We start from the raw sequence: 23347 nt of genomic DNA on the forward strand, positions 1-23347 counted from the left end.
CACCGAGGTGCGGGGTTGCCCGCAGGGAAGGCGACACCGGCCCCTGAGGTGCGTGGTTGCCCGCGGGGGCGGGGCTGCTCCGCGGGCACCGGTAGGGGGTTGGGTCAGGCCGCTACCGGGAGGGCGGCTTGTGGGGTGGACGGGACGGGGATGCCGAAGTCGCGGAGGACCGCGGCCGCGGCGCGGCGGGACGAGCGCAGGGCACCCTCGACGGTGTTGGTGTCCCGGTGGTCGCCGCACACGTACAGACCGGCCAGGACCCGGACGGTGCGCCGGGTGTCCTGCGGCGGCGGCATGGCGGGGACGGCCTCGGGGGTGTGGTGGACGGCGAGCAGCTCCCAGTCGCGGGTCGCGGTCTCGTAGAGCCGGGCCAGGCGGGACGCGACCGTCCGGGTGGGCGGCGGCGGGCCGAGCACGGTGGTGGTGACCAGGCTCCGGCCGGCCGGGGCGCGCGTCGGGTCGACCGCGCTCATCACCGCGGTGTGGGCGACCGGCCAGTCCGGGTCCCCGTCCAGGAGCAGCGAGCCGTCCCAGGCGAGCGGGGTGGTGGTGGCGTGGTGCAGCACGGTCACCTGGTGGAAGGCGGGCACGCGCAGGCCCGGGAGCAGTTCGGCGGCGGCCCGGGCGCCGGTGGCCAGGACGGCGGAGCGGCAGCTGAAGTCGCCGTGTTCCTCGGTGGTGACCAGGTTGGTGGCGACGGAGCGGACCCGGACCCCGGTGCGCACGGTGCCGGGCGGCAGCGCGGCGGCGAGCAGTCCGGGCAGGGTGGCGGCGCCTCCTTCGGGCACGGCGAGGCGGCCGCGCGCGAAGGTGCGCAGAGCCGCGTCGGCGACGCGGCTGGAGGTGCCGAGTGCGGGGTCGCGCAGGAGCGCGGCGAGGAGCGGGCGCAGCGTCGTACCGAGGCTCCTGGAGCTCAGGGCCGCGTGCGCGGTGCGCTCGGGGCGGGCCAGCAGGCGTTCCTCGGGCAGGGCGGCGAGGCGGGCGAGCGCCGCGCCGATCCTGGCCTGGTCGAGGGAGCCGCTGGTCAGGGCGCGGGCGGGGGTGAGGGCGCCGGCGCGCAGGGTTCGGCCGTCGCTGTGGACGAGGGCGCCGGGTGCGAAGGGCTTGAGGACCAGGCCTTCCAGGCCCGGGGTGCGGGCCGGTTCGGTGTAGGCGGTGTTGAGGAGCTGGCCGATCCGGTCGAGCCGGAAGCCGTCCACCGTCTCGGTGGCCATCCGGCCGCCGGGATCGTCGGCGCCCTCCAGGACGATGACCGTGACTCCGGCCGCGATCAGGTGGTGCGCTGCCGCGAGTCCGGAGACTCCGGCTCCTACGATGACCACGTCCGCATGGTGTGCGTGTGCGCTGTTGAGCACGTGCCCCTCCCCGAGGTCGGCCCGGCTGTGTGGGGAACCTCCTTCCCCCAACGGACTCCAGCGGAACCCGAGTTGGGTGTGCCATTACGGGTGATGCGGTCAACTCCGGTCGCACGGCGGTCGCATTCGGCTCACGGATGGTCGCACGCGTGCGCCGGGGCGCTCCCCCTGGAGCCCCGCGGCTTTCCGGCCCGGAGCGCCGGGGCCTTTCAGGCCTCCAGCGCGGCCCTGATCGACTCCTCGATCCCCGGGTACCGGAAGACGAACCCGGACTCCAGCAGCCGGGCGGGACGCACCCGCTGACTGCCCAGCACGTCCTGGGCGAACTCCCCGAGCACCACGCGCATGACCGGCGCGGGCACGGCGAACACCGCCGGGCGGTGCAGGACCCGGCCCATCGCGGCGGTGACCTCGCGGTTGGTCAGGGGCTCGGGGGCGGTCAGGTTCACCGGCCCGGCCAGGGCCGGGGTGTCGATGATGTGGCGCAGGGCGGCGATCTCGTCGTGCATCGAGATGTGCGACCAGTACTGGCGGCCGTTGCCGAGGCGGCCGCCGATACCGGCCTTGAAGATCGGGAACAGCTTCCCCCAGGCCCCGCCCCCGGCGGAGACGACCAGTCCGGTACGGGCGAACACGGTCCGGATCCCGGCGTCCCGGGCGGGCGCCGCGGCGGCCTCCCACGCGACGCACACCTCGGAGAGGAACCCCTCCCCCGCCGGGGCGTCCTCGTCGATCCACCGGTCGCCCGTGTCGCCGTAGTACCCGACGGCGGTGCCGCAGACGAGCGTCGCGGGCGGCTCGTCCATGGCGGCCACGGCGGAGGCGATGGCGGCCGTGCCCTTGACCCTGCTGTCGCGGATCTCCCGCTTGTAGGCGGCCGTCCAGCGGTGGTCCCCGACCCCGGCCCCGGCGAGGTGCACGACGGCTGCGCACCCGGCGAGCCCGGCCGGGTCCACGTACCCGCGCGCGGGGTCCCACCGTGCCTCGCCGGGCCCGGCCGGCTCCCGCCGCACGAAGCGGACCAGTTCGTGTCCGTCCGCCTTCAGTGACCGCCCGAGGGCGCTGCCGATGAGCCCGGTGGCACCGGTGACCGCGATACGCATGGCCCCATCTTGGCAGCGGACCCGTGACCGCGGGGCCGCCCGGCCGCCGCCGCATGGGCTCCGGCGCGGAACCGGGTACACCCCGGTGTGGTGGCGGTGGGCCCCTCAGGTGGCCGCTCCCAGCCAGGTGCCGACCGCGTAGGTCACCGCCATGGCCAGCGCGCCGCCGGTGACGTTGCGCAGGATCGCACGGGCCGCGGGCGCGCCGCCCAGCCGTGCGCTGAGCATCCCGCACAGGGTCAGGGACAGCAGGACCGCGACCACGGTCACCGGGACCCTCTGGGACGCCCCCGGCAGGACGATCGCCAGCAGCGGCAGCAGCGCCCCGACCGTGAACGCCACCAGGCTCGCCACCGCCGCGTGCCAGGGGTTGGCCAGCTCGTCGGGGTTGATCCCCAGCTCCACCCGCGCGTGCGCCCGCAGCGCGTCCCGCTCCGTCAGCTGTTCCGCCGCCTCCCGGGCCACCGGCTCGCTCAACCCCCTGCCCACCAGCAGCCCCGTCAGCTCCTCCAGCTCCTCCTGCGGCGACTCCGCCAGCTCGCGCCGCTCCACGTCCAGCGCAGCCTTCTCCGAGTCCCGCTGGGAGCTGACCGACACGTACTCCCCGGCCGCCATCGACAGCGCGCCCGCCAGCAGCCCGGCGACCCCCGCCGCCAGGATCGCCGTCCGCGAGGTCGTGGCTCCGGCGACACCGACGACCAGCCCCGCCGTGGAGATGATGCCGTCGTTCGCGCCGAGCACCCCCGCGCGCAGCCAGTTCAGCCGGGTACTGATCGCCGCGCTCCGCCCCGCCGCACCATCCGTTTCCGTCACGCCACCACTGTCGCGGCCCCAGCCCTACGGAGCCACCCGGCGTGCGCGCCTCCGGCGGCGGGATCAGGGTGGAGGGGTGAGACGCCGACGCGAGGAGCCGGGCTGGCTGCGCGGGGCGCCGCCGCCGCGCTGGGCCCGCCTCGCGCCGGCGGTGGCCCTTGTCGTGCTGGTGTTCGTGCAGCGGATCACCCCGGGCGACGTCGAGCTGGGCTACTTCCTGGCCGGTCTCCCCCCGGTGGCCGCCTTCGCCTACGGGGCCGCCGGGACCGCCGTCTTCGCCGGAGTGGTGCTGGTCCTCATCGGCCTGCCCTCGCTCGGGATCGCCCACGCCCAGGGCTCCGACCTCGGGACCGTCGCGGTGATCGGGCTGCTCAGCATCGTGGTCGCCTGGGTCCGAAAACGCCGGGACGCCCAGCTGGTGAGCGTGCGCACCGTCGCGGAGGCGGCGCAGCTCGCGGTGCTGCCGCCCGTCCCCGAACGGGTCGGCGCGGTCGGCTGCGCGGGCCTCTACCGGGCGGCCCAGCACGGCACCCTGGTCGGCGGCGACCTGTACGACGTACGGGTCGGCCCCTACGGCGTGCGCGCGCTGATCGGCGACGTCCAGGGCCACGGCCTGGCCGCCGTCGGCACCGTGGCCTCGCTGCTCGGCGCCTTCCGGGAAGGGGTCCTGGACGACGCGGAGCTCACGACGGTGGCGGCCCGGCTGGACCGGCGGCTGCTCGCGGACTCGGCGGCCGAGTCGGTGGCGCACGCGGAGCTCTTCGCGACGGCGGCGCTGCTGGAGTTCCCGCCCGGGCTGGACCTCGTACGGATCGTGTCGTGCGGGCATCCCCCGCCCCTGCTGCTACGGGGTTTCGGGGTCTCGGAGGTCGAGGTGGACCCGGGGCCTCCGCTGGGCCTGGGCCTGGCCGGCCCCACCCCGGCGGCGCCGGCGGAGCTCCGGATCCTCCCCGGGGACCGGCTGGTGATGTATACGGACGGGGTGACGGAGGCTCGCGACGCGGCGGGGAACTTCTACCCGCTGGCCGCGCGCGTGCCCGTACTGGCGTCGGATCCGGCGGGGCTGGCCGAGGCGGTGTGGCGGGACTTGCGGTCCTTCACCGGGGGCGGGCCGCGCGACGACGTGGCCCTGCTGGTGCTGTCCCTGTCCCCGGAGCCGGGCGGGGAGCCGGGCGGGGCGCCGGACCGGGCTCCGGGCCGGGCTCGGGGCGGGGGACCCGGCGCACGGTGACCACGCCGTACTGATCACATGACCACATGATGACAATCGCCCATTTGGGTCAATTTCCGTGTTTCGCTCGGGTTTTCCAGCCCCCAGAGCACGGAAATCGAGGCCCCACCGATGCGCGCACCGTACAAACACAACCAGCGGATCACGGCGGTCATCGCGGCGGCCGGCGCCGTCGCCCTGGTCACCGGCGCGATCGTGGTCGGCCTGGCCGGGGAAGAGGCGGTGGCGGAACCGGATTCGGCGCAGAACCAGCAGATCGAGGCCCCCGCCCCGCTCCGGGTGGGATCGGCCCTGGTGCGCGCGGCCGAGGACGGGGGCAAGGTCGTCAACCTCACCCTCGACGACGGCCCGGACCCGAGGTGGACCCCGAAGGCGCTCGAACTCCTCGAGGCCCACGACGCGAAGGCCACCTTCTGTCTGACCGGGCCGAACGCGAAGAAGCATCCGGACCTGGTGAAGGAGATCACCTCGGCCGGCCACCGCCTGTGCAACCACGCGGTCGGCCACGACACGGCCATGGACAAGAAGGACGTCGCGTACCAGGAGAAGGAGATCATGGACGCGAAGCGGATGATCGACGAGGCGAGCGGTACCGCCCGCATCTGGTACTACCGCGCCCCCGGCGGCGCCTTCACCCCCGAGAGCCGCGAGTTCGCGGCCCGCGCCGGGATGGCCAACCTCGGCTGGAACGTCGACCCCGGCGACTTCGACCGGCCCGGCGCGGACACGATCGTCAGCACCGTGCAGGAGCAGTTGAAGACCAAAGGGCCGACGATCCTCATGCACGACGGGGGCGGCGACCGCTCGCAGTCCGTCGAGGCCCTCGAAAAGCTGCTGCCGTGGCTCAAGGAGCAGGGCTACGGATTCAGCTTCCCGAAGATCCCCGAGGCGGGCTGAGGCCTGCCTGCCGGCCCGGCCCAGCCCGCCCCCGCCCCCGCCTACCCGGCGTCGCGGATGAAGGAACGGACCAGCTTGCAGGTCACGTTCGACGGCCGGCGGATCCCCGTCCGGACGGCCATCGTGCGGATCTTGCGGTTGGTGGCGCGCTGGGCGTCGTACGTGCCCGAGTCGAGCAGCGATATCGCCAGGCGCATCGCCTTCAGCCGCCGGTTGTGGCTCTCGTACCACTCGCGGGGCAGCCCCGCCGGCAGCGGCTTCTTCTTGACGGGCTCGATGGTGCGCAGGGTCATGGCAGTGGCCATCTACAGCCTCCCAAAGGCAAGTTGGCGTCCTGTCCTTCTCCTTGAATTTTACCGGCGACCACTGACAAAGGACCTGGCCAGACAGCACCTCGCTAAGCTTTCGGGCATGGAGATCTGGATCAATCCCGCCTGCTCGAAGTGCCGCAGCGCACTGACCCTGCTGGACGCGGAGGGCGCCGAGTACACCGTCCGCCGCTACCTGGAGGACGTGCCCTCCGAAGCCGAGATCCGCGAGGTCCTGGGCCGGCTGGGCCTGGAGCCCTGGGACATCACCCGCACCTCGGACCCCCTGGCCAAGGAGACGGGCGTACGGGACCTGCCGCGCGAGGAGACCGACGAGGCCCGCGGAGCCTGGATCAGCCACCTGGCGGCGCACCCGAAGCTGATCCAGCGCCCGATCATCACGGCCGAGGACGGCACGGCGGTGGTGGCCCGCTCGGAGGAGGCCGTCCGAGAGGCCCTCTCCCGCACGGCCCAGGGTCAGCCCTAGCCGGCGAAGCCCGCGTTCACGAACTCCACGACGCGCCCGACCTGCTGGGTCCCGCTCGTGCCGGGCCGCGGGTTGGAGGCGAAGACGAGCCTGCGCCCGGCGTGCTCGGTGGCGAACACCGCGGTCGACCAGCCGGGGCCGGAGCCCGTCTTCCCCCAGACCGTGGTGCCGGCCGTCTCGTGGCGCATCAAGCCGGCCGCGCTGAAGCAGGCCCTCGGCGACAGGCACTTGTTCTCCTGGGCGTTGGGCACGTCCGGGACCTCGTACAGGTGCCGCTGCTGGGCGGGCGGCAGCAGTCGGCCGCCCAGCAGTGCGGCCATGAAGCGGTCCAGATCGGCCGCGGTGGAGACCAGGCCGCCCTCCGCCCAGAACCTGGCCATCCGCGGATCCGTCGACATCCGGGTCTGCCGCAGCCCCAGGGGGCGCAGGATGCGGCGCTGCAGTTCCTCCGCGTAGGTCCGGCCGGATATCCGCTCCACGAGCAGGCCCGCGACGAAGGTGTTCGTCCCGTTGTACTGCTGGGCCGCGCCCGGGGCGGGTGTGCGGCCCGGGCGGGCGGCCGCGTCCTGCGCGAACGTCTCGACGACGAGGGCCCGCGGGTCGGTGGAATCGCCGGTGACCTTCGGAAGGTCGGCGGTGTGGTCCATGAGCTGCCGGACGCTCACTCCGGCGTAGGCCCCGGGTATCAGGTCGGGCAGGTAGCGGCGCACCGGCGCGTCGATCTCTATCCGGTGCTCCGCGACGAGCCGCAGCACCAGGGCGTTGGTGAACAGCTTGGTGACGCTGCCGATCGGCACCTCCGCGTCGGCGGCGACCGGCCCGCCGGTCCCGGTCCACGGCGTGCGCAGCCCCTCGCCGGACAGCCGCACCAGGGCCCCCGTCGAGAACCCGTCGGGCAGGGAGGCCAGCAAGGCCCGCAGCGCGGCGGGGTCCTGGGTGGCCCCCTGCCGGGCGTGGAGCGCCGTCGCGGCGGAGCCTTCGGACCCACCGGGCGCGGCCAGTGCGACCGGGGCGCCCACACCCACGGCGAGGACCGCCAGGGCGACGCCGGTGACGGCGATCCGGCGGGCGGTGCGGGGGCGTGCGTTCATCGGTGGCTCCTGGAGAAGGCGGCTCGGTGGGCTCTGACACCAACACTCCTCCGTCCGGCGCGCACGGCCCATCGGTGATCACCCTGACCGGACCCCGAGGCCACCCGGAGGGGCCGGGGGTTCGGACCCTGAGGCCCGCCGCCCTGCTCCCCCGCCGCCCTACTCCCCCACCGCCACCCTCCGCTGGTGCACCCGCAGTTGGAGGACGGCGAGATCGAGGAGCGGAGTGGGGACGGCGAGGCCGCGGGCCCGGGCGGCCAGGTCGCCGAGCACGTGCTCGACCTCGGTCGGATGCCCGGCGATCAGGTCCCGGTACATCGACGGGGTCAGCGGCGACTCCGGTGTGGCCAGCGTCCGCGCGATGAAGGCGAGTTCGGACTCCGGTACCGGGTATCCGGCGGCGGCCGACACCGCGGCCGCCTCCGCGAGGACCGCGAGGCCGAACCCGGTCCCGCCGGGCACTGCGGTGACCTCTCCGACGGCTCCGCGCGCCAGGGAGGTCACCGACGCCAGGGTGGCGATGAAGACCCACTTGTGCCACATGGCGCCGATGATGTCGGGCACTTCGGGGGTGTCGATCCCCGCCCCGGCCAGCACCTCGCGCACGGCGTCCACCCGCGCCGAGGGGCTGCCGTCGCGTTCGCCGGTGAGCACCACGGTGGGCGGGGCCAGCCGGAGGATGTCGCCGTGCTCGTTCAGGGTGGTGACCACCTTGGCCACCCCGCCGAGCACCGCCGCGTCCCCGAACCGGTCCGCGAGGTGGTCGAGGTGGGCCATCCCGTTGAGCAGGGGCAGGATCGCCGTGCCCGGACCGACGGCCGGGGCCAGGTCCCGGACGGCCGCTTCGAGGGAGGTGGACTTCACCGACAGCAGCACGAGTTCGTACGTGTCCGCCAGCGCGTCGGCGGTGACGAGCCGCGGGGCGAGGGCGAACTCCTCCCCCGGCCCGCTCACCCGCAGCCCGCGCGCCCGCAGGGCCTCGGCCCGCCGGGGGCGCACCAGGAAGGTGACGTCCCGGCCGGCCCGGGCGAGGCGCGCGCCGAAGTAGCCGCCCGCGGCGCCGGCTCCGACCGTCAGGATCCTCATCCGGCGGCGCCCCCGGGCCGGACGGCCTTCGCCAGGGCGGTGCGGACGGCCGCCGCGTCGGCGACGGCCCCCGGGGTCTCGGGGATGCCCCCCGGGCCGGCCGGGTCCGCGGCGTACGGGAGGACGTACACGGGCGTGTCGCGCTGGAAGCGCCAGCTCTCGGCGAGCGTTCCCGCGTCGACCGCGTCGTAGCCGAGCAGGTCGAGGAGGCGGGTGGCGGACGCGCGGGCGGCCGGGTCCTCGCCCGCGAGGGGCAGGGCCGAGCGGTCCGGGGAGCCGGCCGGGCGGGCGAGGGAGAGCAGGTGCTTGAAGTAGATGTTGCTGAACGTCTTGACGACCTGTGCCCCGGACAGGTGTTCCTGGACGAGCTCGCTGGTGGTGGTCTCCTCCGCCTCCAGTGCGGGGAAGACCCCGTCCCGCTGCGGGTAGTAGTTGAGCGTGTCGAGCACGACCTTGCCCGCCAGTGCGTCGGCGGGCAGCTCGCGGTAGTTCTTGAGCGGGATGGTGGCCACGACCCAGTCGCCGGCGGCGGCCGCCTCGGCGGGGGTGGCGGCCCGGGCCCGCGGGCCGAGCTCGGTGACCAGGGCGTCCAGCGTCTGGGGTCCCCTGGAGTTGCTGAGGACCACGTTCAGCCCCGCGTCCACGGCGAGCCGCGCGAGGGTGCTTCCGACATTGCCGCTTCCGATGAGTGCAAGAGTTGCCATGTGGGGTTCAAGTCGCCCGCGATTCACGGTATTCCACCGCTGCGCCACCGGTGGCGGGGCCTCCCTGCCACGGTCGGCGCCCCGGCCCCGTCACCGGCCTTCACCTCGGCCCCACCCCGCGCCTCGTAGGGTGGGGCCAGCACAAAGGGGACGTACCGCACCAAAGGATCCATCGTGAACGAGCAGCAGCACCCGAGGCCCACCACGCCCGGCGAGCCTCCGGCGCCGCCGGTGCCGCCGGGCTTCCCGGCGCCTCCGCTCCCCCCGCTCCCCCCGCCCCGGCGCGGCGCCGACTGGATGTTCGGCGGGGTGTACGGGACCGTCCTCGCGTCCGGGCTGCTGGCCGCGCTCGACCAGAAGGGCGGGGAGTACACCCCCTTCTACGACGCCAGCTGGGTGCTCGTCACCGCCGCCACGGCCGGTCTCGCGCACGGATACTCGCACCACATGAGCACCCATCGGGCCGGATCCGCCGGGCACCGGTGGCGGATCCTGGGGCGCGCGCTGTGGAACGAGTGGCCCATGATCGCGGCCACCCTGCCCACGGTCCTGCTCCTGCTCGTCGCCGGACTCGCCGACTGGGACTCGCACGGGGTCACGGCGGTCGGGCTCGGCGTGAACACCGCGCTGCTGTTCGCCTGGGGCGCCTTCGTAGCCCTCCGGGTCGGCTACAAGCTCGCCTCGGCCCTGCTCATCGGGGTCGCCGACGCCACGATCGGACTGGCCATCATCGCGGCCAACGCGGTCATCAAGTGACGCCCCCGCCACGCGTGGCGGGGGCGTCACCCGGACCGGGCACCGCAGGGGAACCGGGGGCTACTCCGACAGCTGCCCCTCCGCCTCCGCCAGGATCTCCGTCAGCCGGGCTCCGAACTCGGCCCCCCGTACGTCCGGCACCCCGGTGCGGGCCGAGGTGAGGAGCGCGTCCAGGGCGCGGCCGTAGGCCCCCGGTACGTCGCTCCAGTCCGGCAGGCCGAAGACGCCGGCGGTCCCGCGCAGTTCCAGTCCCACCCCGGCGGCCGCGCGCGGGGAGCTGAGGCTGAGCACGGCGGTGCTGGCGGCGCCGGAGCTGTGGCGCAGGGCCAGCTGGACGACGTCGGCGGGGCCGCGGGTGGCGCTGACCTCGGTGACGTCACCGAGGACCGGGATGAGTACGGACAGGGCGTGCGGGCCCACGTCCCACAGCCCGCCCTTGGCCTTGCGCCAGGGCGAGTCCGCGTAGGCGCTGGGCTCGCCGTCCGGCGGGAAGACCGCGCCGAGCCAGTGCGCGGCGGCGGTGAACCAGCCCGTGCGCTCCGCCTGCTCCACCACCCAGCCGGCGGTCGGCTCGGCGAAGCGCAGGGTGAGGAAGACGACGGAGGCGACCCGGTGCTCGGCCACGGCGTCGGCGACCGCGCGGGCGTCGGCCGGGGTCGTGGCGACGGGTTTGTCGAGCAGCAGGTGGCAGCCGGCGGCGGCCGCGCGCACGGCGAGCGGGGCCTGCACGTCGGGCGGGAGCGCGAAGGCCACGGCGTCACAGTCGGCGAACAGCGCGTCGGGGTCTTCGTACACCTTCACGCCGAACTCGCGCGCCAGCTCGGCGGCGGCTTCGGGGCGCCGGCCCCAGACTCCGGCGAACTCGGAGCCGGGATGCGCGGCGAGGGCGGGGGCGTGCGTGCGGCGGGCCCAGGGGCCGGTGCCCAGCAGCCCGACCCGGGGGCGGGGACCGGAAGCGGCCTCTGCGGCGGCATCTCCGGCGGACGTCAAATCGTACGAAATGCTCACCCGCCCAGTCTGCCCCACCCGGACGGGCGTCCGGACGCCAACCCTCTCGACCACGCCCACCTGCGGCGTAAACCTCGGTAACACGGGGTTCACACACGGGCAACGGAAGAGAAATCGCGAGCGGGCACGCTGCGGTCTACACCGCAGAACGAATTCGCAGTACGCGAGCCACAGGGACGTGAACCGCCGTACGCGAGCCGCAGGACGCAACGCAGCACCCGCAGAGTCTGCGCCGGAGCGACGCACCGAAGGATGGGGCCCGTGAGCTACAAGGCTGAGTACATCTGGATCGACGGAACCGAGCCGACTGCGAAGCTGCGCTCGAAGACGAAGATCCTCGGCGACGGCGACGCGCTGCCGATCTGGGGCTTCGACGGATCGAGCACCAACCAGGCCGAGGGCCACGCCTCCGACCGCGTGCTGCAGCCGGTGTTCTCGTGCCCGGACCCGATCCGCGGCGGCGACAACGTCCTCGTCCTGTGCGAGGTCCTGAACATCGACATGACCCCGCACGAGTCGAACACCCGCGCGCTGCTGCGCCCGGTCGCCGAGAAGTTCGCCGCTCAGGAGCCGATCTACGGCATCGAGCAGGAGTACACCTTCTTCGACGGCACCCGCCCGCTCGGCTTCCCGGTCAACGGCTTCCCGGCCGCGCAGGGCGGCTACTACTGCGGTGTCGGCTCGGACGAGATCTTCGGCCGCGACATCGTGGAGAAGCACCTGGACCACTGCCTCGCCGCGGGCCTGGCGATCTCCGGCATCAACGCCGAGGTCATGCCCGGCCAGTGGGAGTTCCAGGTCGGCCCCGTCGGCCCGCTGGAGGTCTCCGACCAGCTGTGGATCGCGCGCTGGCTGCTCTACCGCACCGCCGAGGACTTCAACGTCTCCGCGACGCTGAACCCGAAGCCGGTCAAGGGCGACTGGAACGGCGCGGGCGCGCACACCAACTTCTCCACGAAGGCGATGCGCGAGGACTACCGCGCGATCATCTGCGCGGCCGAGTCCCTGGGCGAGGGCAGCAAGCCGCTGGACCACGTCAAGAACTACGGCGCGGGCATCGACGAGCGCCTGACGGGCCTGCACGAGACGGCCCCGTGGAACGAGTACAGCTACGGCGTCTCGGACCGCGGCGCCTCCGTCCGCATCCCGTGGCAGGTGGAGAAGGACGGCAAGGGCTACATCGAGGACCGCCGCCCGAACGCGAACGTGGACCCGTACGTGGTGACCCGCCTGATCACGGACACCTGCTGCACCGCCCTGGAGAAGGACGGCCTGGTCTGATCCCGGCCGGCCTCCCCTGACACACCGCCCCTGACACACCACCGCGGCGCCCGCCCTCCCCTCGGGGAAGGCGGGCGCCGCGCCGTCCGCGGCTCCCGGGGCCCCGGGCTCCCGGCCCCGGACGCGGCGGGGCCGACGCGGACCTGGGACGGATCCGCCCACCATCCGATACGGGCCACCGGAACGGAGTGAGGGAAGCGGCTGGGCGGGTGACGGTTTGTCGGGATTGCAATGGTCCGTTCATGCCATGATCGCGGAATCTGGAATTCCGCTCCAGCAGGTGAGACGGGGTCTGCCCCGGCGCCCGCGCATCTGCTTGAATGGGGCCATGGCCAGCTACTCGCACCCCTCGACCGGTCGCAGCGACCTCGAGCCGTTCTGGCCTTCCCGTCAGGACCACGATTTCGACCGGGTGTGTTGCCGCGCGAAGAACGCGCCGGCCCTCTAAAGCCTCCGGGACCTCCAACCGACCTTCCCCGAGGCCTTCGGTCTGCGCGGTACGACACAAGACGACGCCTTTACGTACGTCTCCTGCCGACCACTCCGCGTGAAAGAGCTGACCACTCATGGCGAACACCCGTTCCTTCGCTTCTGCCGCCTCCGCTGCGACCTCTCCCCTGACCTACCCGGCCTTCCCGCCCAGTCCGCGCCACCGCCTGCGGGCCGTGGACCGCGACGAGGTGGCTCGCGTCGTGGACTTCCTGCCGCCCGGCGCCACCTGGCTGCCCGCCCCGGCGCACACCCTGCCCAGCCTGCCCGGCCAGCCTCCGATGGTCGGCTACCTGGTGCTCGTACCGGCCGATCAGCAGCCGCCGGTCTCCTTCGCCCCGCAGTCCGTTCCCACCGCCCCGGCCCCCGGTGCGACGCCCCTCACCGGCGACGCCCTGGTCCGCATCGACCCCGCGCAGCGCACCGCCGAGGTGGACGGCGAGGTCCTGGACCTGACCTACCTGGAGTTCGAGCTGCTGGCCCACCTGGTCGCGCACCCGCACCGGGTGCACAGCCGCGACCAGTTGGTGACCACCGTCTGGGGCTACGGCCACGTCGGCGACGGCCGCACGGTCGACGTCCACGTCGCGCGGCTGCGCCGCAAGCTGGGAGCCGCCCACCGCGGCGCGATCCAGACCGTGCGCCGGGTGGGATACAAGTACGCCCCCTGACGGGGACGTCGGCCGGCCCTCGGACATGACGACGGGCCCGTACTCACGCGAGGGAACGGGAGTACGGGCCCCCATGGACCGGCTGATCAACTCGGGCCGCCACAAAGGGGATTTCCTCGCACATCCGTGCTGATCAGGCCCGGTTCCTGCCGTAGGCTTTTCCGTCGTGACCATCGGAAGCGGCAGCGTACTTGCCCCACTTGAGCCCCAGGACCCCCGCGAGACCGCCGGCTACCGGCTGATCGCCCGGATCGGCGAGGGCGGCATGGGCACCGTCTACCTCTCGCACACCCGCGGCGGGCAGCCGGTCGCACTGAAGCTGATCCGCCGGGAGTTCGGGCAGGACCCGGACTTCCGCAGCCGGTTCGAACAGGAAGTGCGGGCCGCGCGCCGGGTGCAGGGATACCACCTCGTACCGGTCCTCGACCACGACACCACGGGCGCCCTGCCCTGGCTCGCCTCGGAGTTCGTACCGGGGCTGTCGCTGCACGACACCCTGAACACCTACGGTCCGCTCCCGCTGAGCGCCGTCTTCCAGCTGGTCGGCTGCACGGCGCGAGCCCTCGGCTCCATCCACGCCGCGGGGGTCGTGCACCGCGATCTGAAGCCCGCCAACCTGCTGCTCGGCGCGGCCGGTCCGTACGTCATCGACTTCGGGATCGCCCGGGCCGCCGACAGTACGCAGCTCACCCGCACCGGCGGCGTCATCGGCACTCCGCAGTACATGTCCCCCGAACACGCGCTGGGCGCCGAGGTCACCCCCGCGAGCGACCTGTTCGCGGTCGGGCTCATCGCCGCGGTCGCGGCCACCGGGCGGCATCCGTACGGGACCGGCGGTGCCACGGCCCTCGGCGTGCGGATCGCCAACACCGACCGGCTGCCTCCGGACCTGAACGGCTACCCGGCCGAGCTGCGGCCGCTGCTGGAGCGCTGTCTGACGGCGGATCCGGCGGCGCGGATCGGCACGGACGAGCTCGCCGCGCTGTGCGAACTGTTCGCCGGGCGGCCGCTGAACGATTTCGACGGCTGGCTCCCGGAGCCGGTCGGGCAGGAGATCGCCCGCCGCGTGCGGGCCGCGCAGAATCCGCCGCCGGCGACGGTCGCGGACTCGGGCGCGGCCGCTGCGGGCGTGGGCGTGGGCGCTGCGGGCGCGGCTGCTGCGGGCGGGTTCGGTCCGGCCGGTACGTCCGGCGCCTTCGGCGGGTTGCACGCCGCGGACACCGCGTTCGCGCCGCCCCGGCCCCCGGGGCCGCCGCGGCCGAACCACCCGACGCCCGCGCCGAGTACGGCTCCGGTCCCCGCTCCGGCCCCGAAGGGGTTCCGCGGCGGGCTCGTCGCCGCCTGCCTCGTCCTGGCCGTCTGCGCGGGAGCCGGCACGGTCTGGCTGCTGGACGGGGACGACTCCAAGGACGACGCGAAGGCCCCCGCCGCCCGGCAGGAGACCCCGGACCCGGCCGGGTCCGGATCGCCGGATCCGGCCAAGGCCTCCTCCCCGCCGAAGTCCTCGCCCTCGGCCTCCGCCGCGCCGAAGGCCGCGTACACGGTGGTCTTCCAGGACAAGCCCCTGACGCTGCGCGGGCCCTACACCGGCACCGGAACCCACGTCGACCTGGACGCCCCGAAGATCGTTCCCAAGGGGGAGATCGGCAAGGACCAGGAAATGGAACTCACCTACCAGGCGTGGAGCGACGCGGGACTGACCTTCCTGACGGCCACGGGCAAGAGCCGCGGCGGAACGCCGGAGGAGTGCGAGGACGCCGCCGCCACCAACACCCTGGCCTCCACGCTGACCGGTTCCCAGCTGGAGCAGGGCAAGGAGCTCGAGAAGGGCGCCGTGCTGTGCACGGTGACCAGCGACGGGAACCTGGCGATGCTCCGCATCACCGAGGTCGTGCTCGACACGGAGAAGGGGTCGCTCAGCTCCATGCCCGACTACGTCACCACGCTCACGCTCTGGAAGAAGGGCTGATCGGGGGCAGCCGGACAGCCGGACAGCCGGTCGGGCCGGGACCCCTCGGGAGAGGGGCCCGGCCCGACCGGCCGCCCGCCGCCTAGGCCTTCGCGGTGCGCTTTGACGCGACGAAGCCCAGCGCCAGGTCCCCCGCCAGGAACACCAGCAGGCTGATGCCCAGCATCGGTACGAACCAGCCCACGAGGGCCGTCGCGGCGGCCAGCGGCAGCAGCAGCGTCACCGGCAGCTTCCGCCACGCTCCGCGCGGCTGGGGGCGGCCTGCCGAGAGGGTGCGCTCCTTGGTCGGGCGGCGCAGCCACCACATGCGGTAGCCCCAGACGACCATGAACATCACCAGGACCGCCAGCGCGGCCAGCGCCAGCTGGTTGGCGAGCCCGAAGGTCAGGCCCATGTGCAGGTCGATCCCGAAGCGGGTCAGCTGGGCGAGCAGCGGGTGGTCGGCGAAGCGGAGTTCGTCGATGATCCGGCCGTCGGCGGGGTCCACGGAGACCGCGTCCAGGTGCACCGGAACCTGCTTGTCCTGCTCCTTGAGCACGTACCCCTTGCCCTGGGCGGGCAGGGTGATCCGCAGCGACTCGGTGACTCCGGCGGCCCGGGCCGCCGCCACCGCTCCGTCGAGGCCGATGCCATCGACCGGCGCCGCCGGGGCGGGCGCCGCCTCCTGGGTTCCGCCGGCCGCGCCGTGCCCGGCGTGCTCACCGCCCGCGTCGGAGGCCGGGGCGCCGGGGAGCTTGGCTGCCACGGCCGGGGTGCCCCCGCCGAGGCCGTCCTTGAGTTCCCCGATGTTCTCGCCGGCGTACCTCGACCAGGTCAGGCCGGTGGCGGAGAGACCGACGAGGCCGACGGCGATCCACACGCCGACGGAGCCGTGCCAGGACAGGGTCTTGCGGCGGCCGGTCGCCGTGCGGTCGGGCGCTACGAGCGCGGCACGGCCGGCCTTACGGGCGCGCTTGCGGCCGATCCACAGCGCGAGCCCGCCGAGCGCGACCACCCACAGCCAGCTCGCGGCGAGCTCGCTGTAGTTCCGGCCGAACTCGCCCAGGTGGAGGCTGGCGTGGAACTCGCTCAGCCAGGCCCGCAGGGGCAGGGCGTCCCCGACGGTGGTGAGCTGCCCGCGGACCTCGGCCGTATACGGATCGACGAACACGGTGAGGGTCTCGCCCTCGGCGAGTCCCGGGCTCTCCATGATCACCCGGGTGGTGGCATCCGCCTCGGGCGCGGGCCATACGGCCGTCACCGTGCCCTGGGGCGCGGCGTCGGCGGCCGCGCCGACCTGTGCGCTGAGCGGCTGCGCGCTCGCGCCGACGCGGTCGACCGTCAGCTGGTCGGCGTAGAGGATCCTCTCGGCCTGCCAGGAGCCGGCGTAGAGCAGCCCGGTGGTGGCGGCGACGAGCAGGAGCGGGGCGATCAGCACCCCGGCGTAGAAGTGCAGGCGCAGGAGCAGCGGCCGCAGGGCGGCCCAGGTGCCGGGCGTGCGGGCGGGAGCCGGCTCGGCCGCGGCCGCGGCCAGGGGGGTTTCGGGGGCGTCGGGGTCCGCTGCGCGGAGTTCCCCGACCTCGTCGAGAGACATGGGTGTCCTAGGTGTTGGCGAAGACATGGGTGAGCGGCCCCAGGTCTCGCCCCCCTGTGCCAGGGGTGCGCCGTTCGGTCAGGCGCGGGCAGGACGGCCGGGGGCCGTGATACGGATCCGTCCGCGCGAGGGCGGCCCGCGCCGCTCGGCGGTGTGCGCGTGCACGGCGCCGCGCAGGGTGCGCGGCCGCTCGTACCCGGCGGGCCGGAACGCCCGCGCGGGCGGTACGGGGATCCCGCGCGCCCGGAGCAGGGCGAGGACCCGGGAGAGCGGCCGGGCGGCGAGCAGCGCCCCGGCGGCGAGGGCGGCGGCGAGCCGGAAGACGGCGGCCTCGCCCCAGGCCAGCCAGAGCGCGCAGAACAGCCCGGCGAGGGCGTGCGCGGCGATCATGCCGAGCCCGTCATGGGCGTGGCCGGCGGCCATGTCACCCATGCCGGCCATACCGGTCATGCCCTCCATGCCGCTCATGCCGTCCATGCCGTCCATGGAGTGCATGCCGTGCACGGCATCGGCGGCCGCGCCCTCCATACCGGCATCCGCGCCCATGCCCATGCCCGCGCCCATGCCCGCACCCATGTCCATGCCCGTATCCGCCTGATGGCGGCCGCCGGCCGAGGCGGAGGAGAAGAGGAGGTGCAGGACCCCCTGCACCGCGAGCAGCGCCGCGGCGATGGGGAGCGGTCCGCGCCGGCGCCCGGCGGAGAGCCAGGCGAGCCCGCCGGTCAGCCCGAATGCGGACAGAAGCACCAGCCCGGGAAGGTCCGTACCGGACATGTACGAATGCCCCGCCGCACCCAGTGCGACGGCCACCGCCGCGAACATCGCGGCCCGCGTGGCGCGCATCGGCGCGGGGCTGTGTGACATGACCTGGGAATGTTGCCACGGCCCCCCGCCTCGCCGAACGGCGCCCCCGTGGCCGATCATGGTCCGATGAGCCCCCTGCCGCTGGCGGTCCCGATGAGCGCGGTCTACACGGGCACGGTCCAGCTCGGGGCGTACGCCCTGGAGCGGCTGGATCCGGCGGCGCGGGAGCGGCTGCTGCGCCGCTGCTCCACGAACGCCCACAACCTGGACGCCGGCCGCTGGGAGACCCTGCCGGCCAGCGCCCTCCTCGTCGAGGAGCCGATGCCGCTGCCGTACGCGCTCCTGCTGGTGGCGGTCCTCGGGTACGCCGAGTACGCCTACGGGGCCTGGTGGACGGCGACGGCCTTCCTGTTCGGGCACGTCACGGCCACCCTCCTGGTCTACGGGGTGCTCCGCCGGACGGCCGGCTCCCGGACCCGGCGGGCGGTGGACGTGGGTACCAGCTACGGGTTCAACACCGTGCTCGGGGCGCTGACCTCGGCGCTCCCGCGCGGGCCGGTGCGCACCACCGCCCGGGTCGGGCTGCTGGCCCTCGCCGTCCGACCGGTACTGCGGCGGGAGCGGACCTTCACCGACGCCGGGCACCTGGTGGCCCTGGGCCTCGGTCTCGGCGTCTCACTGGCCGCCGATTACCTTTCCGGAGCGAAATCTCCGAAAATCGTAGGGATGACACGCGTCACCCAACGCGCTTCGTCCCGATCCGTCCACTTCTCCGATCATTCGATTCTCTGATCGCGTTTCCCTGATCACGTTGGAGCCGCCACGATGACCGCCACCCCCGCCACCACCGTCGCCAACCTCCGGGACCTCGGCGGTACCCCGCTCGCCGGCGGCCGCCGCGTCCGCCCGGGCCTGGCGCTGCGCTCCGGGCAGCTCGACCGACTCGACCTCGACGTCGACCGGGCGGTGGCCGCGCTGGGCATCGGCACCGTCATCGATTTCCGCTCCGGCGCCGAGCGCGGCGATCACCCCGACCGGATACCGGCCGGCGCCCGGCTGCTCATAGCCGACGCCCTGGCCGACAAGATGGCGGGAGACAGCACGGGCAACGGCGGCCCGGGGAAGATTCCCGCGGCCCAGCTCAAGGACCTGCTGTCCGACCCGGTGGTGGCCGAGGAGCACCTCGGCGGCGGCAAGGCGCAGGCCCTGTTCGCCGGCATCTACCGCTCCCTGGTGAGCTCCGCCTCCGCGCAGGCCGCGTACCGGCTGCTGCTCACCGAGCTCGCCGACCCGCGGTCCGGGCCGCTGCTCTTCCACTGCACGGCGGGCAAGGACCGTACGGGCTGGGGTGCGACCGTGGTCCTGTCCCTGCTCGGCGCCGACGCCGAGACGCTGATGAGCGAGTACCTGTCGGTCAATCCGGCGGTGCGGATCGCCTTCGCCCCGATGATCGAGGGCTTCACGGCGGCCGGCGGCGACCCGGACATCGCGCTGGCGCTGATCGGCGTCTTCCCCTCCTACCTGGAGGCCGCGCTGGACGAGGTGAACACGCGCTACGGCTCGATGGAGAAGTACGTGCGCGAGGGCCTCGGCGTCCCCGACGAAACGGTCGAGGCGCTGCGCGCCCGCCTCGTCGTCTGAGCCCTCCGCCGGGATCCTCCCGGCCGCGCCGGGAGGGCCCGCCCGAACATGCGCGCTGGGACCCGGTGACCATCCGACCATTCGCTCGTTCTGCTGAACGTGACTGCGCCGGATACCGCCACCCGCCCCCTCCCGCCCGATGTCGAGCAGGCCGAGGCCGCCATCGTCGAGCACTATCCACGGCTGGTGCGGCTGGCCTATCTGGTGCTGCCGCCCGCCCTGGGCCGCAACCGGCGGGTGCTCACCGCCCACTCGCTGGCCCAGCGCGCCCTGCCGCGCGGGCGGCGGGACGGGGCGGCCGCGCAGGCGGCGGTGCAGGGCGGGGTGCCGGGCCAGCGGGGCGGGGCGGGGCCCGAGTCCGGGTACGCGTACGTGCGGCTGCGGGTGCTGCGCTCCGCGCTGGAGGCCGGGATCCCGGTGACGTTCCGCGCGCTGCCCCGGCGGGCCCAACTGCCGCCGCTGCTGCCCCAGGTGTGGGGGCTGCGGCTGTTCCCGCGGTCGGGCGGGGCCGAGGAGCTGGCGCTGGACCAGTGGCTGGCCACCCTCGACGGGCCGGGCCGGGCCGCGTGCGTGCTGCGGGCGCTGGAGCGGCTGCCCGAGCCCGAGGTGCTGCGGGTGCTGACCGAGGCGGGGGTGGCCAACCCGGCCGCCGCCGTCGCGGAGTCGGGGGATCCGTCGACCGACGAGCTGTTCGCCTCCCCCGAGTTCGACCCCTGCGTGCTGCAGGCCCGGCCCACCGACCTGCTGCGCCGCCGCCGGCTCGTGCGGGCCGGGATCGCCGCCGGGGTCGCCCTCGCCGTGTGCGGGGTGCTGCTCGCGCTGCCCGGCGGCGGGTGGGGGGCCGACGGGGCCGCCGCCCCGCTCTACGCGAGGAACGCGGCGGCGGAGCAGGCCCTGGACCCCGGGCAGCTGGTCCGGGTCGCGCCCACGGTCTGGGGCACCTCCTCCCGTACCGACTACTCCGCCTGGCCCGCGCGCGGCGACCGCGTCGACGATGCCGGGCTGCTGCGGCGGGCGCTGGCGGTCTGGGCCCGGCCGGGCCGCTCGGTCGTGGTCTCGGCCACCCCCGGCACCCCGTCCGGGCCGCCGATGGGGCCACCGCAGCTGCTGTTCGCCGGGACCGTGGACCAGGCCGTCGTGGTCCTGCTCTACGACGGCCTGCGCGTGGCGCGGTACGCCGAACCGCGCTCGGGCACCGAGATCGCCGCCCTCGACTTCGCCCGGACCGACGGCGCCTCGGCGGACACGGCGGCGGCCCTGGTGCTCAGCCGGGTCGACGGCAACGTCCGCTATCTGGCGGCTCCGTGGGTGACGGGCATGACGCGGCGGGACCTGCTGAAGCCCGGGGACGCCCCGACGGGGCTCGAGCTGACGTCGCAGGGGGTCACTCCGCCGGTGCCGAGCCCCGCCCCCGACGGCACCTGTACGAGTTGGAACGCCCTGGCCGTGACCGGCGACGGCGCGACCCGGCTGATCACCGACCTGGGCGAGCTGACCCCGGCCCGGCTGACCTCGGGGGCTCCGGGCGCCGAGCGGAACGTGACGGAGGGCGCGGAGCTGGGCGACTGGTCGCGGATCGCGTGCCTGCTGCCCTCGGTGCGCTCGCACGGGGTGCGCACGGTCAACGCGTGGACGTACGCGAAGCAGCCGCTGCCGGAGGGCGACGGCACGGCGACCTGGCTGTGCACCCGCGCGGAGACCTGGCAGGGCACGGCGGACCGGGTGCAGGCGCAGTTCCTGGCCCCGGGTGCGCCGCTGGCGGCGCAGGCGGCGAAGGCCGAGGGCTCACCGGCGTGCGGGCCGCGGGAGCCGCGGGTGCTGGCCGGAGTGCTGTGGAAGTCCAAGGCCGGGCAGTGGTACGTCCTGGCGGCGGGCAGTGCGCAGTTCGCTTCGCTGACCGTGGGCGGCGGCCGGGTGAGCGGGGTCGCGGTGGGCAACCGGCTGGCGGTGAAGGCTCCGGCGGGGGCGCAGGTGGAGCTGACGGGCAAGCTCACGGACGGTTCGAAGGCGGGGGTGTTGAGGTAGTCCCGGCCCGGCCCCGGGGGCCGAAGGAAGTGGCGGCAGAGGGGTTTCCCTCCCCTCTACCCATCAGTACATTGACGCCATGTCTAATACGCCGCCCGCGTCGCCCGCCCCCGTGGCGTCCGAACACATAGAGCTGAAGGCCCGCAACGTGTCCTTCTCCTGGGAGGACACCCCGCTCCACTGGCTGCCCGGCGATCCCTTCGCCAACCACACCATCAACGTGCTGCACCTGCTGCTCCCGGCGGGCGAGCGCTGGTTCGTGCACGTCTACAAGCAGGTGCTGCCGTACATCACGGACGAGCGGCTGCGCGAGGACGTCGTCGGGTTCATCGGCCAGGAGGCCATGCACGCGAGCGCGCACGACGACGTGCTCCCCCACCTCAAGCGGCTGGGTCTGGACCCGACGCCCTACACGGCGCAGATCGACTGGCTCTTCGAGAAGCTGCTCGGCGACCGGACGCTGCCGCCGGGCGCACCCCGCAAGTGGTGGCTGATGGAGCGCGTGGCGATGATCGCCGCGATCGAGCACTACACGGCCTTCCTGGGCAACTGGGTGCTCAACGCCGACGAGCTGGACCGGCGCGGCGCGGACCCGGTGATGCTGGACCTGCTGCGCTGGCACGGCGCGGAGGAGGTCGAGCACCGGTCGGTGGCCTTCGACCTGTTCATGCACCTGGACGGCAACTACCGGCGCCGGGCGCGCACCTGGGCCACGGCCTTCACCGCGCTGGTCTTCCTGTGGCAGCGCGGATCGCGCTACTTCATGGAGCACGATCCCGGACTCCCGCCCGGGTCCAAGGCCTCGGTGGGCCAGTTCTACCGCTCGGGCCGCAAGGGGACCCTTCCGTCCACGGGCGCGATGCTGAAGTCGATCCCGACCTACCTCTCGCGCACCTACCACCCCTCGCAGGAGGGGTCCACGGCGCAGGCCGTCGCCTACCTTGCCTCCTCCCCCGGCGCGAACGGCGGTGCCCGCGGATGAGGCGCGCCCTCACGGTGACCGCGCTCGCGGGCACCGCATGGCTGGCGAAGCGCGCGATCGGCCGGCGCATCGACTCCGGTTCGCCCCTGTGGCCGCTGCCCGCGCTGGAGACCCCGGTCTCGGGGTACTCGCCTCGCCGGTGGATCCCGGCGCTGATCGTCTCCCGTACGGAGCCGGCGGACGGGGTGCTGTCCCTGACCCTGGAATCGGCGGAGCTCCCGGAGTGGGCCCCGGGCGCGCACCTGGACGTGCGGCTCCCCTCGGGGCTGGTCCGCCAGTACTCCCTGTGCGGCGACCCCGCCGACCGGGGCCGCTACACGATCGCGGTCCGGCTCGTGGAGGACGGCCGCGGCGGCTCGCGCGAGGCGCACGCCCAGCTGGTGGAGGGCGCGGAGCTCCCGGTCCGCCCGCCCCGCAACCGCTTCCCCCTCGTCCCTTCCCCGTCCTACGTCTTCGTCGCGGGCGGGATCGGCATCACCCCGGTCCTCCCGATGCTCCGGGCGGCGACGGAGGCCGGCGCGGACTGGACCCTGCTCTACGGGGGCCGCTCGCGGGCCTCGATGCCCTTCCTGGCCGAACTCGCCCGGTACGGGGACCGGGTCACGGTCGTCCCCGAGGACGAGGCGGGCTTCCCCGACCTGAGCGTGCTCGGCGCGCTCGGACCGGACGCGCCGGTCTACTGCTGCGGCCCGGCCCCGCTGATGGCCGCGGTCGAGGCGGCCGCACCGGCGGGCACCGCGGTCCACTTGGAGCGGTTCGCCCCGGCGGCGGCCGGCGGGGACGCGAAGCCCTTCACGGTGGAACTGCGCCGCTCGGGGCGGGTCGTGGAGGTGGCGGCGGCGGAATCCGCCCTGACCGCCGTCCGCCGGGAGCTCCCCAGTACCCCGTACTCCTGCGAGCAGGGCTTCTGCGGCACCTGCCAACACCGGGTCCTGTCGGGGGACATCGACCACCGCGACACCCTCCTCACGGACGGCGAACGCGAGGACTCCATGCTCCTGTGCGTCTCCCGCGCGGCCTCGGACCGCCTGGTCCTGGACCTGTAGGGAGCCCCTGCGGGAGTGCGCAGTAGG

At 74.3% G+C, this 23347-nt stretch carries 22 protein-coding genes; 12 read left to right on the forward strand and 10 right to left on the reverse strand.

All coding sequences use genetic code 11. From position 1 onward, the window contains the following. Positions 1–104: 104 nt before the first annotated feature. The 3 genes from OG247_RS13095 to OG247_RS13105 form a co-directional block, all read right to left on the reverse strand. Positions 105–1355: an FAD-dependent oxidoreductase gene (locus tag OG247_RS13095; RefSeq protein ID WP_327252403.1), complete on the reverse strand. Its 1251-nt coding sequence runs from the start codon at positions 1353–1355 to the stop codon at positions 105–107. Positions 1356–1564: 209 nt separating this feature from the next. Next, positions 1565–2458: a TIGR01777 family oxidoreductase gene (locus OG247_RS13100; protein ID WP_327252404.1), complete on the reverse strand. Its 894-nt coding sequence runs from the start codon at positions 2456–2458 to the stop codon at positions 1565–1567. A gap of 105 nt (positions 2459–2563) precedes the next feature. Further along, the gene (locus OG247_RS13105; RefSeq protein WP_327252405.1) at positions 2564–3271 is read right to left on the reverse strand and encodes a VIT1/CCC1 transporter family protein; all 708 of its coding nucleotides are present in this window, start codon (positions 3269–3271) and stop codon (positions 2564–2566) included. Positions 3272–3347: 76 nt separating this feature from the next. Here OG247_RS13105 and OG247_RS13110 point away from each other — a divergent pair, with 76 nt between their 5' ends. Beyond that, positions 3348–4502 carry a PP2C family protein-serine/threonine phosphatase gene (locus tag OG247_RS13110; protein WP_327252406.1) on the forward strand — a complete coding sequence of 385 codons (1155 nt, stop codon included), beginning with the start codon at positions 3348–3350 and terminating at the stop codon, positions 4500–4502. 111 nt (positions 4503–4613) lie between these two features. Beyond that, on the forward strand, positions 4614–5399 hold the full coding sequence (locus OG247_RS13115) for a polysaccharide deacetylase family protein (protein ID WP_327252407.1): 786 nt from the start codon (positions 4614–4616) through the stop codon (positions 5397–5399). 41 nt (positions 5400–5440) lie between these two features. Here OG247_RS13115 and OG247_RS13120 read toward each other — a convergent pair whose 3' ends face one another. After that, a complete protein-coding gene (locus tag OG247_RS13120; RefSeq protein WP_327252408.1) occupies positions 5441–5704 on the reverse strand; it encodes a hypothetical protein in 264 nt (87 codons plus the stop codon). Positions 5705–5810: 106 nt separating this feature from the next. On the opposite strand from OG247_RS13120, the gene OG247_RS13125 reads away from it, so the two are divergent. Beyond that, on the forward strand, positions 5811–6194 hold the full coding sequence (locus OG247_RS13125) for an ArsC/Spx/MgsR family protein (protein WP_327252409.1): 384 nt from the start codon (positions 5811–5813) through the stop codon (positions 6192–6194). Here OG247_RS13125 and OG247_RS13130 read toward each other — a convergent pair. From OG247_RS13130 to OG247_RS13140, 3 genes are all read right to left on the reverse strand, one after another. Then, the gene (locus tag OG247_RS13130; RefSeq protein ID WP_327252410.1) at positions 6191–7285 is read right to left on the reverse strand and encodes a serine hydrolase domain-containing protein; all 1095 of its coding nucleotides are present in this window, start codon (positions 7283–7285) and stop codon (positions 6191–6193) included. The two genes, OG247_RS13125 and OG247_RS13130, sit on opposite strands and share 4 nt — an antisense overlap. 159 nt (positions 7286–7444) lie before the next feature. Further along, entirely contained in the window at positions 7445–8371 is a 927-nt protein-coding gene (locus OG247_RS13135; RefSeq protein WP_327252411.1) for a 2-dehydropantoate 2-reductase, read from the reverse strand. Next, on the reverse strand, positions 8368–9075 hold the full coding sequence (locus tag OG247_RS13140; protein WP_327252412.1) for an NADPH-dependent F420 reductase: 708 nt from the start codon (positions 9073–9075) through the stop codon (positions 8368–8370). The genes OG247_RS13135 and OG247_RS13140 overlap by 4 nt, the downstream gene beginning before the upstream one ends. A gap of 174 nt (positions 9076–9249) precedes the next feature. Between OG247_RS13140 and OG247_RS13145 the strand changes: the two genes are divergently transcribed. Beyond that, positions 9250–9831 (forward strand): hypothetical protein, encoded by a 582-nt coding sequence (locus tag OG247_RS13145; protein WP_327252413.1) that lies wholly within the window; start codon positions 9250–9252, stop codon positions 9829–9831. A 60-nt stretch (positions 9832–9891) separates the two neighbouring features. Here the strand turns inward: OG247_RS13145 and OG247_RS13150 are convergent, their stop codons facing one another. Further along, a complete protein-coding gene (locus OG247_RS13150) occupies positions 9892–10821 on the reverse strand; it encodes a Gfo/Idh/MocA family protein (RefSeq protein WP_442813608.1) in 930 nt (309 codons plus the stop codon). 279 nt (positions 10822–11100) lie between these two features. On the opposite strand from OG247_RS13150, the gene glnII reads away from it, so the two are divergent. The 3 genes from glnII (at position 11101) to OG247_RS13165 (ending at position 15249) form a co-directional block, all read left to right on the forward strand. Continuing rightward, a complete protein-coding gene (glnII, locus tag OG247_RS13155) occupies positions 11101–12120 on the forward strand; it encodes a glutamine synthetase (protein WP_327252414.1) in 1020 nt (339 codons plus the stop codon). A gap of 566 nt (positions 12121–12686) precedes the next feature. Next, complete coding sequence (locus OG247_RS13160; protein ID WP_327252415.1) at positions 12687–13280, forward strand: winged helix-turn-helix domain-containing protein; 594 nt, start codon at positions 12687–12689, stop codon at positions 13278–13280. Positions 13281–13446: 166 nt separating this feature from the next. Next, positions 13447–15249, forward strand: coding sequence for a serine/threonine-protein kinase (locus OG247_RS13165; protein ID WP_327252416.1), 1803 nt, complete (start codon positions 13447–13449; stop codon positions 15247–15249). An 82-nt stretch (positions 15250–15331) separates the two neighbouring features. Here the strand turns inward: OG247_RS13165 and OG247_RS13170 are convergent, their stop codons facing one another. After that, positions 15332–16822 carry a PepSY-associated TM helix domain-containing protein gene (locus OG247_RS13170; protein WP_327252417.1) on the reverse strand — a complete coding sequence of 497 codons (1491 nt, stop codon included), beginning with the start codon at positions 16820–16822 and terminating at the stop codon, positions 15332–15334. Positions 16823–16900: 78 nt separating this feature from the next. Then, positions 16901–17686, reverse strand: coding sequence for a hypothetical protein (locus tag OG247_RS13175; RefSeq protein ID WP_327252418.1), 786 nt, complete (start codon positions 17684–17686; stop codon positions 16901–16903). 66 nt (positions 17687–17752) lie between these two features. Here OG247_RS13175 and OG247_RS13180 point away from each other — a divergent pair, with 66 nt between their 5' ends. The 5 genes from OG247_RS13180 (at position 17753) to OG247_RS13200 (ending at position 23320) form a co-directional block, all read left to right on the forward strand. Further along, complete coding sequence (locus OG247_RS13180; RefSeq protein WP_327252419.1) at positions 17753–18418, forward strand: rhomboid-like protein; 666 nt, start codon at positions 17753–17755, stop codon at positions 18416–18418. Between the two features lie 33 nt (positions 18419–18451). Continuing rightward, on the forward strand, positions 18452–19267 hold the full coding sequence (locus tag OG247_RS13185) for a tyrosine-protein phosphatase (protein WP_327252420.1): 816 nt from the start codon (positions 18452–18454) through the stop codon (positions 19265–19267). 99 nt (positions 19268–19366) lie between these two features. Further along, entirely contained in the window at positions 19367–21292 is a 1926-nt protein-coding gene (locus tag OG247_RS13190) for a hypothetical protein (protein ID WP_327252421.1), read from the forward strand. A gap of 79 nt (positions 21293–21371) precedes the next feature. After that, positions 21372–22274, forward strand: coding sequence for a metal-dependent hydrolase (locus OG247_RS13195; RefSeq protein ID WP_327252422.1), 903 nt, complete (start codon positions 21372–21374; stop codon positions 22272–22274). Beyond that, on the forward strand, positions 22271–23320 hold the full coding sequence (locus tag OG247_RS13200) for a PDR/VanB family oxidoreductase (RefSeq protein ID WP_327252423.1): 1050 nt from the start codon (positions 22271–22273) through the stop codon (positions 23318–23320). Before OG247_RS13195 ends, OG247_RS13200 begins: the two co-directional genes overlap by 4 nt. Positions 23321–23347: the final 27 nt, after the last annotated feature.

The organism is Streptomyces sp. NBC_01244 (assembly GCF_035987325.1).
Lineage (GTDB): Bacteria > Actinomycetota > Actinomycetes > Streptomycetales > Streptomycetaceae > Streptomyces.

Coding starts and splice junctions, on each gene's coding strand:
- OG247_RS13100 (WP_327252404.1), bottom strand. CDS start 2,458: ATGCGTATCGCGGTCACCGGTGCCACCGGGCTCATCGGCAGCGCCCTC.
- OG247_RS13115 (WP_327252407.1), top strand. CDS start 4,614: ATGCGCGCACCGTACAAACACAACCAGCGGATCACGGCGGTCATCGCG.
- OG247_RS13120 (WP_327252408.1), bottom strand. CDS start 5,704: ATGGCCACTGCCATGACCCTGCGCACCATCGAGCCCGTCAAGAAGAAG.
- OG247_RS13125 (WP_327252409.1), top strand. CDS start 5,811: ATGGAGATCTGGATCAATCCCGCCTGCTCGAAGTGCCGCAGCGCACTG.
- OG247_RS13130 (WP_327252410.1), bottom strand. CDS start 7,285: ATGAACGCACGCCCCCGCACCGCCCGCCGGATCGCCGTCACCGGCGTC.
- OG247_RS13135 (WP_327252411.1), bottom strand. CDS start 8,371: ATGAGGATCCTGACGGTCGGAGCCGGCGCCGCGGGCGGCTACTTCGGC.
- OG247_RS13140 (WP_327252412.1), bottom strand. CDS start 9,075: ATGGCAACTCTTGCACTCATCGGAAGCGGCAATGTCGGAAGCACCCTC.
- OG247_RS13160 (WP_327252415.1), top strand. CDS start 12,687: ATGGCGAACACCCGTTCCTTCGCTTCTGCCGCCTCCGCTGCGACCTCT.
- OG247_RS13170 (WP_327252417.1), bottom strand. CDS start 16,822: ATGTCTCTCGACGAGGTCGGGGAACTCCGCGCAGCGGACCCCGACGCC.
- OG247_RS13175 (WP_327252418.1), bottom strand. CDS start 17,686: ATGTCACACAGCCCCGCGCCGATGCGCGCCACGCGGGCCGCGATGTTC.
- OG247_RS13180 (WP_327252419.1), top strand. CDS start 17,753: ATGAGCCCCCTGCCGCTGGCGGTCCCGATGAGCGCGGTCTACACGGGC.
- OG247_RS13185 (WP_327252420.1), top strand. CDS start 18,452: ATGACCGCCACCCCCGCCACCACCGTCGCCAACCTCCGGGACCTCGGC.
- OG247_RS13195 (WP_327252422.1), top strand. CDS start 21,372: ATGTCTAATACGCCGCCCGCGTCGCCCGCCCCCGTGGCGTCCGAACAC.
- OG247_RS13200 (WP_327252423.1), top strand. CDS start 22,271: ATGAGGCGCGCCCTCACGGTGACCGCGCTCGCGGGCACCGCATGGCTG.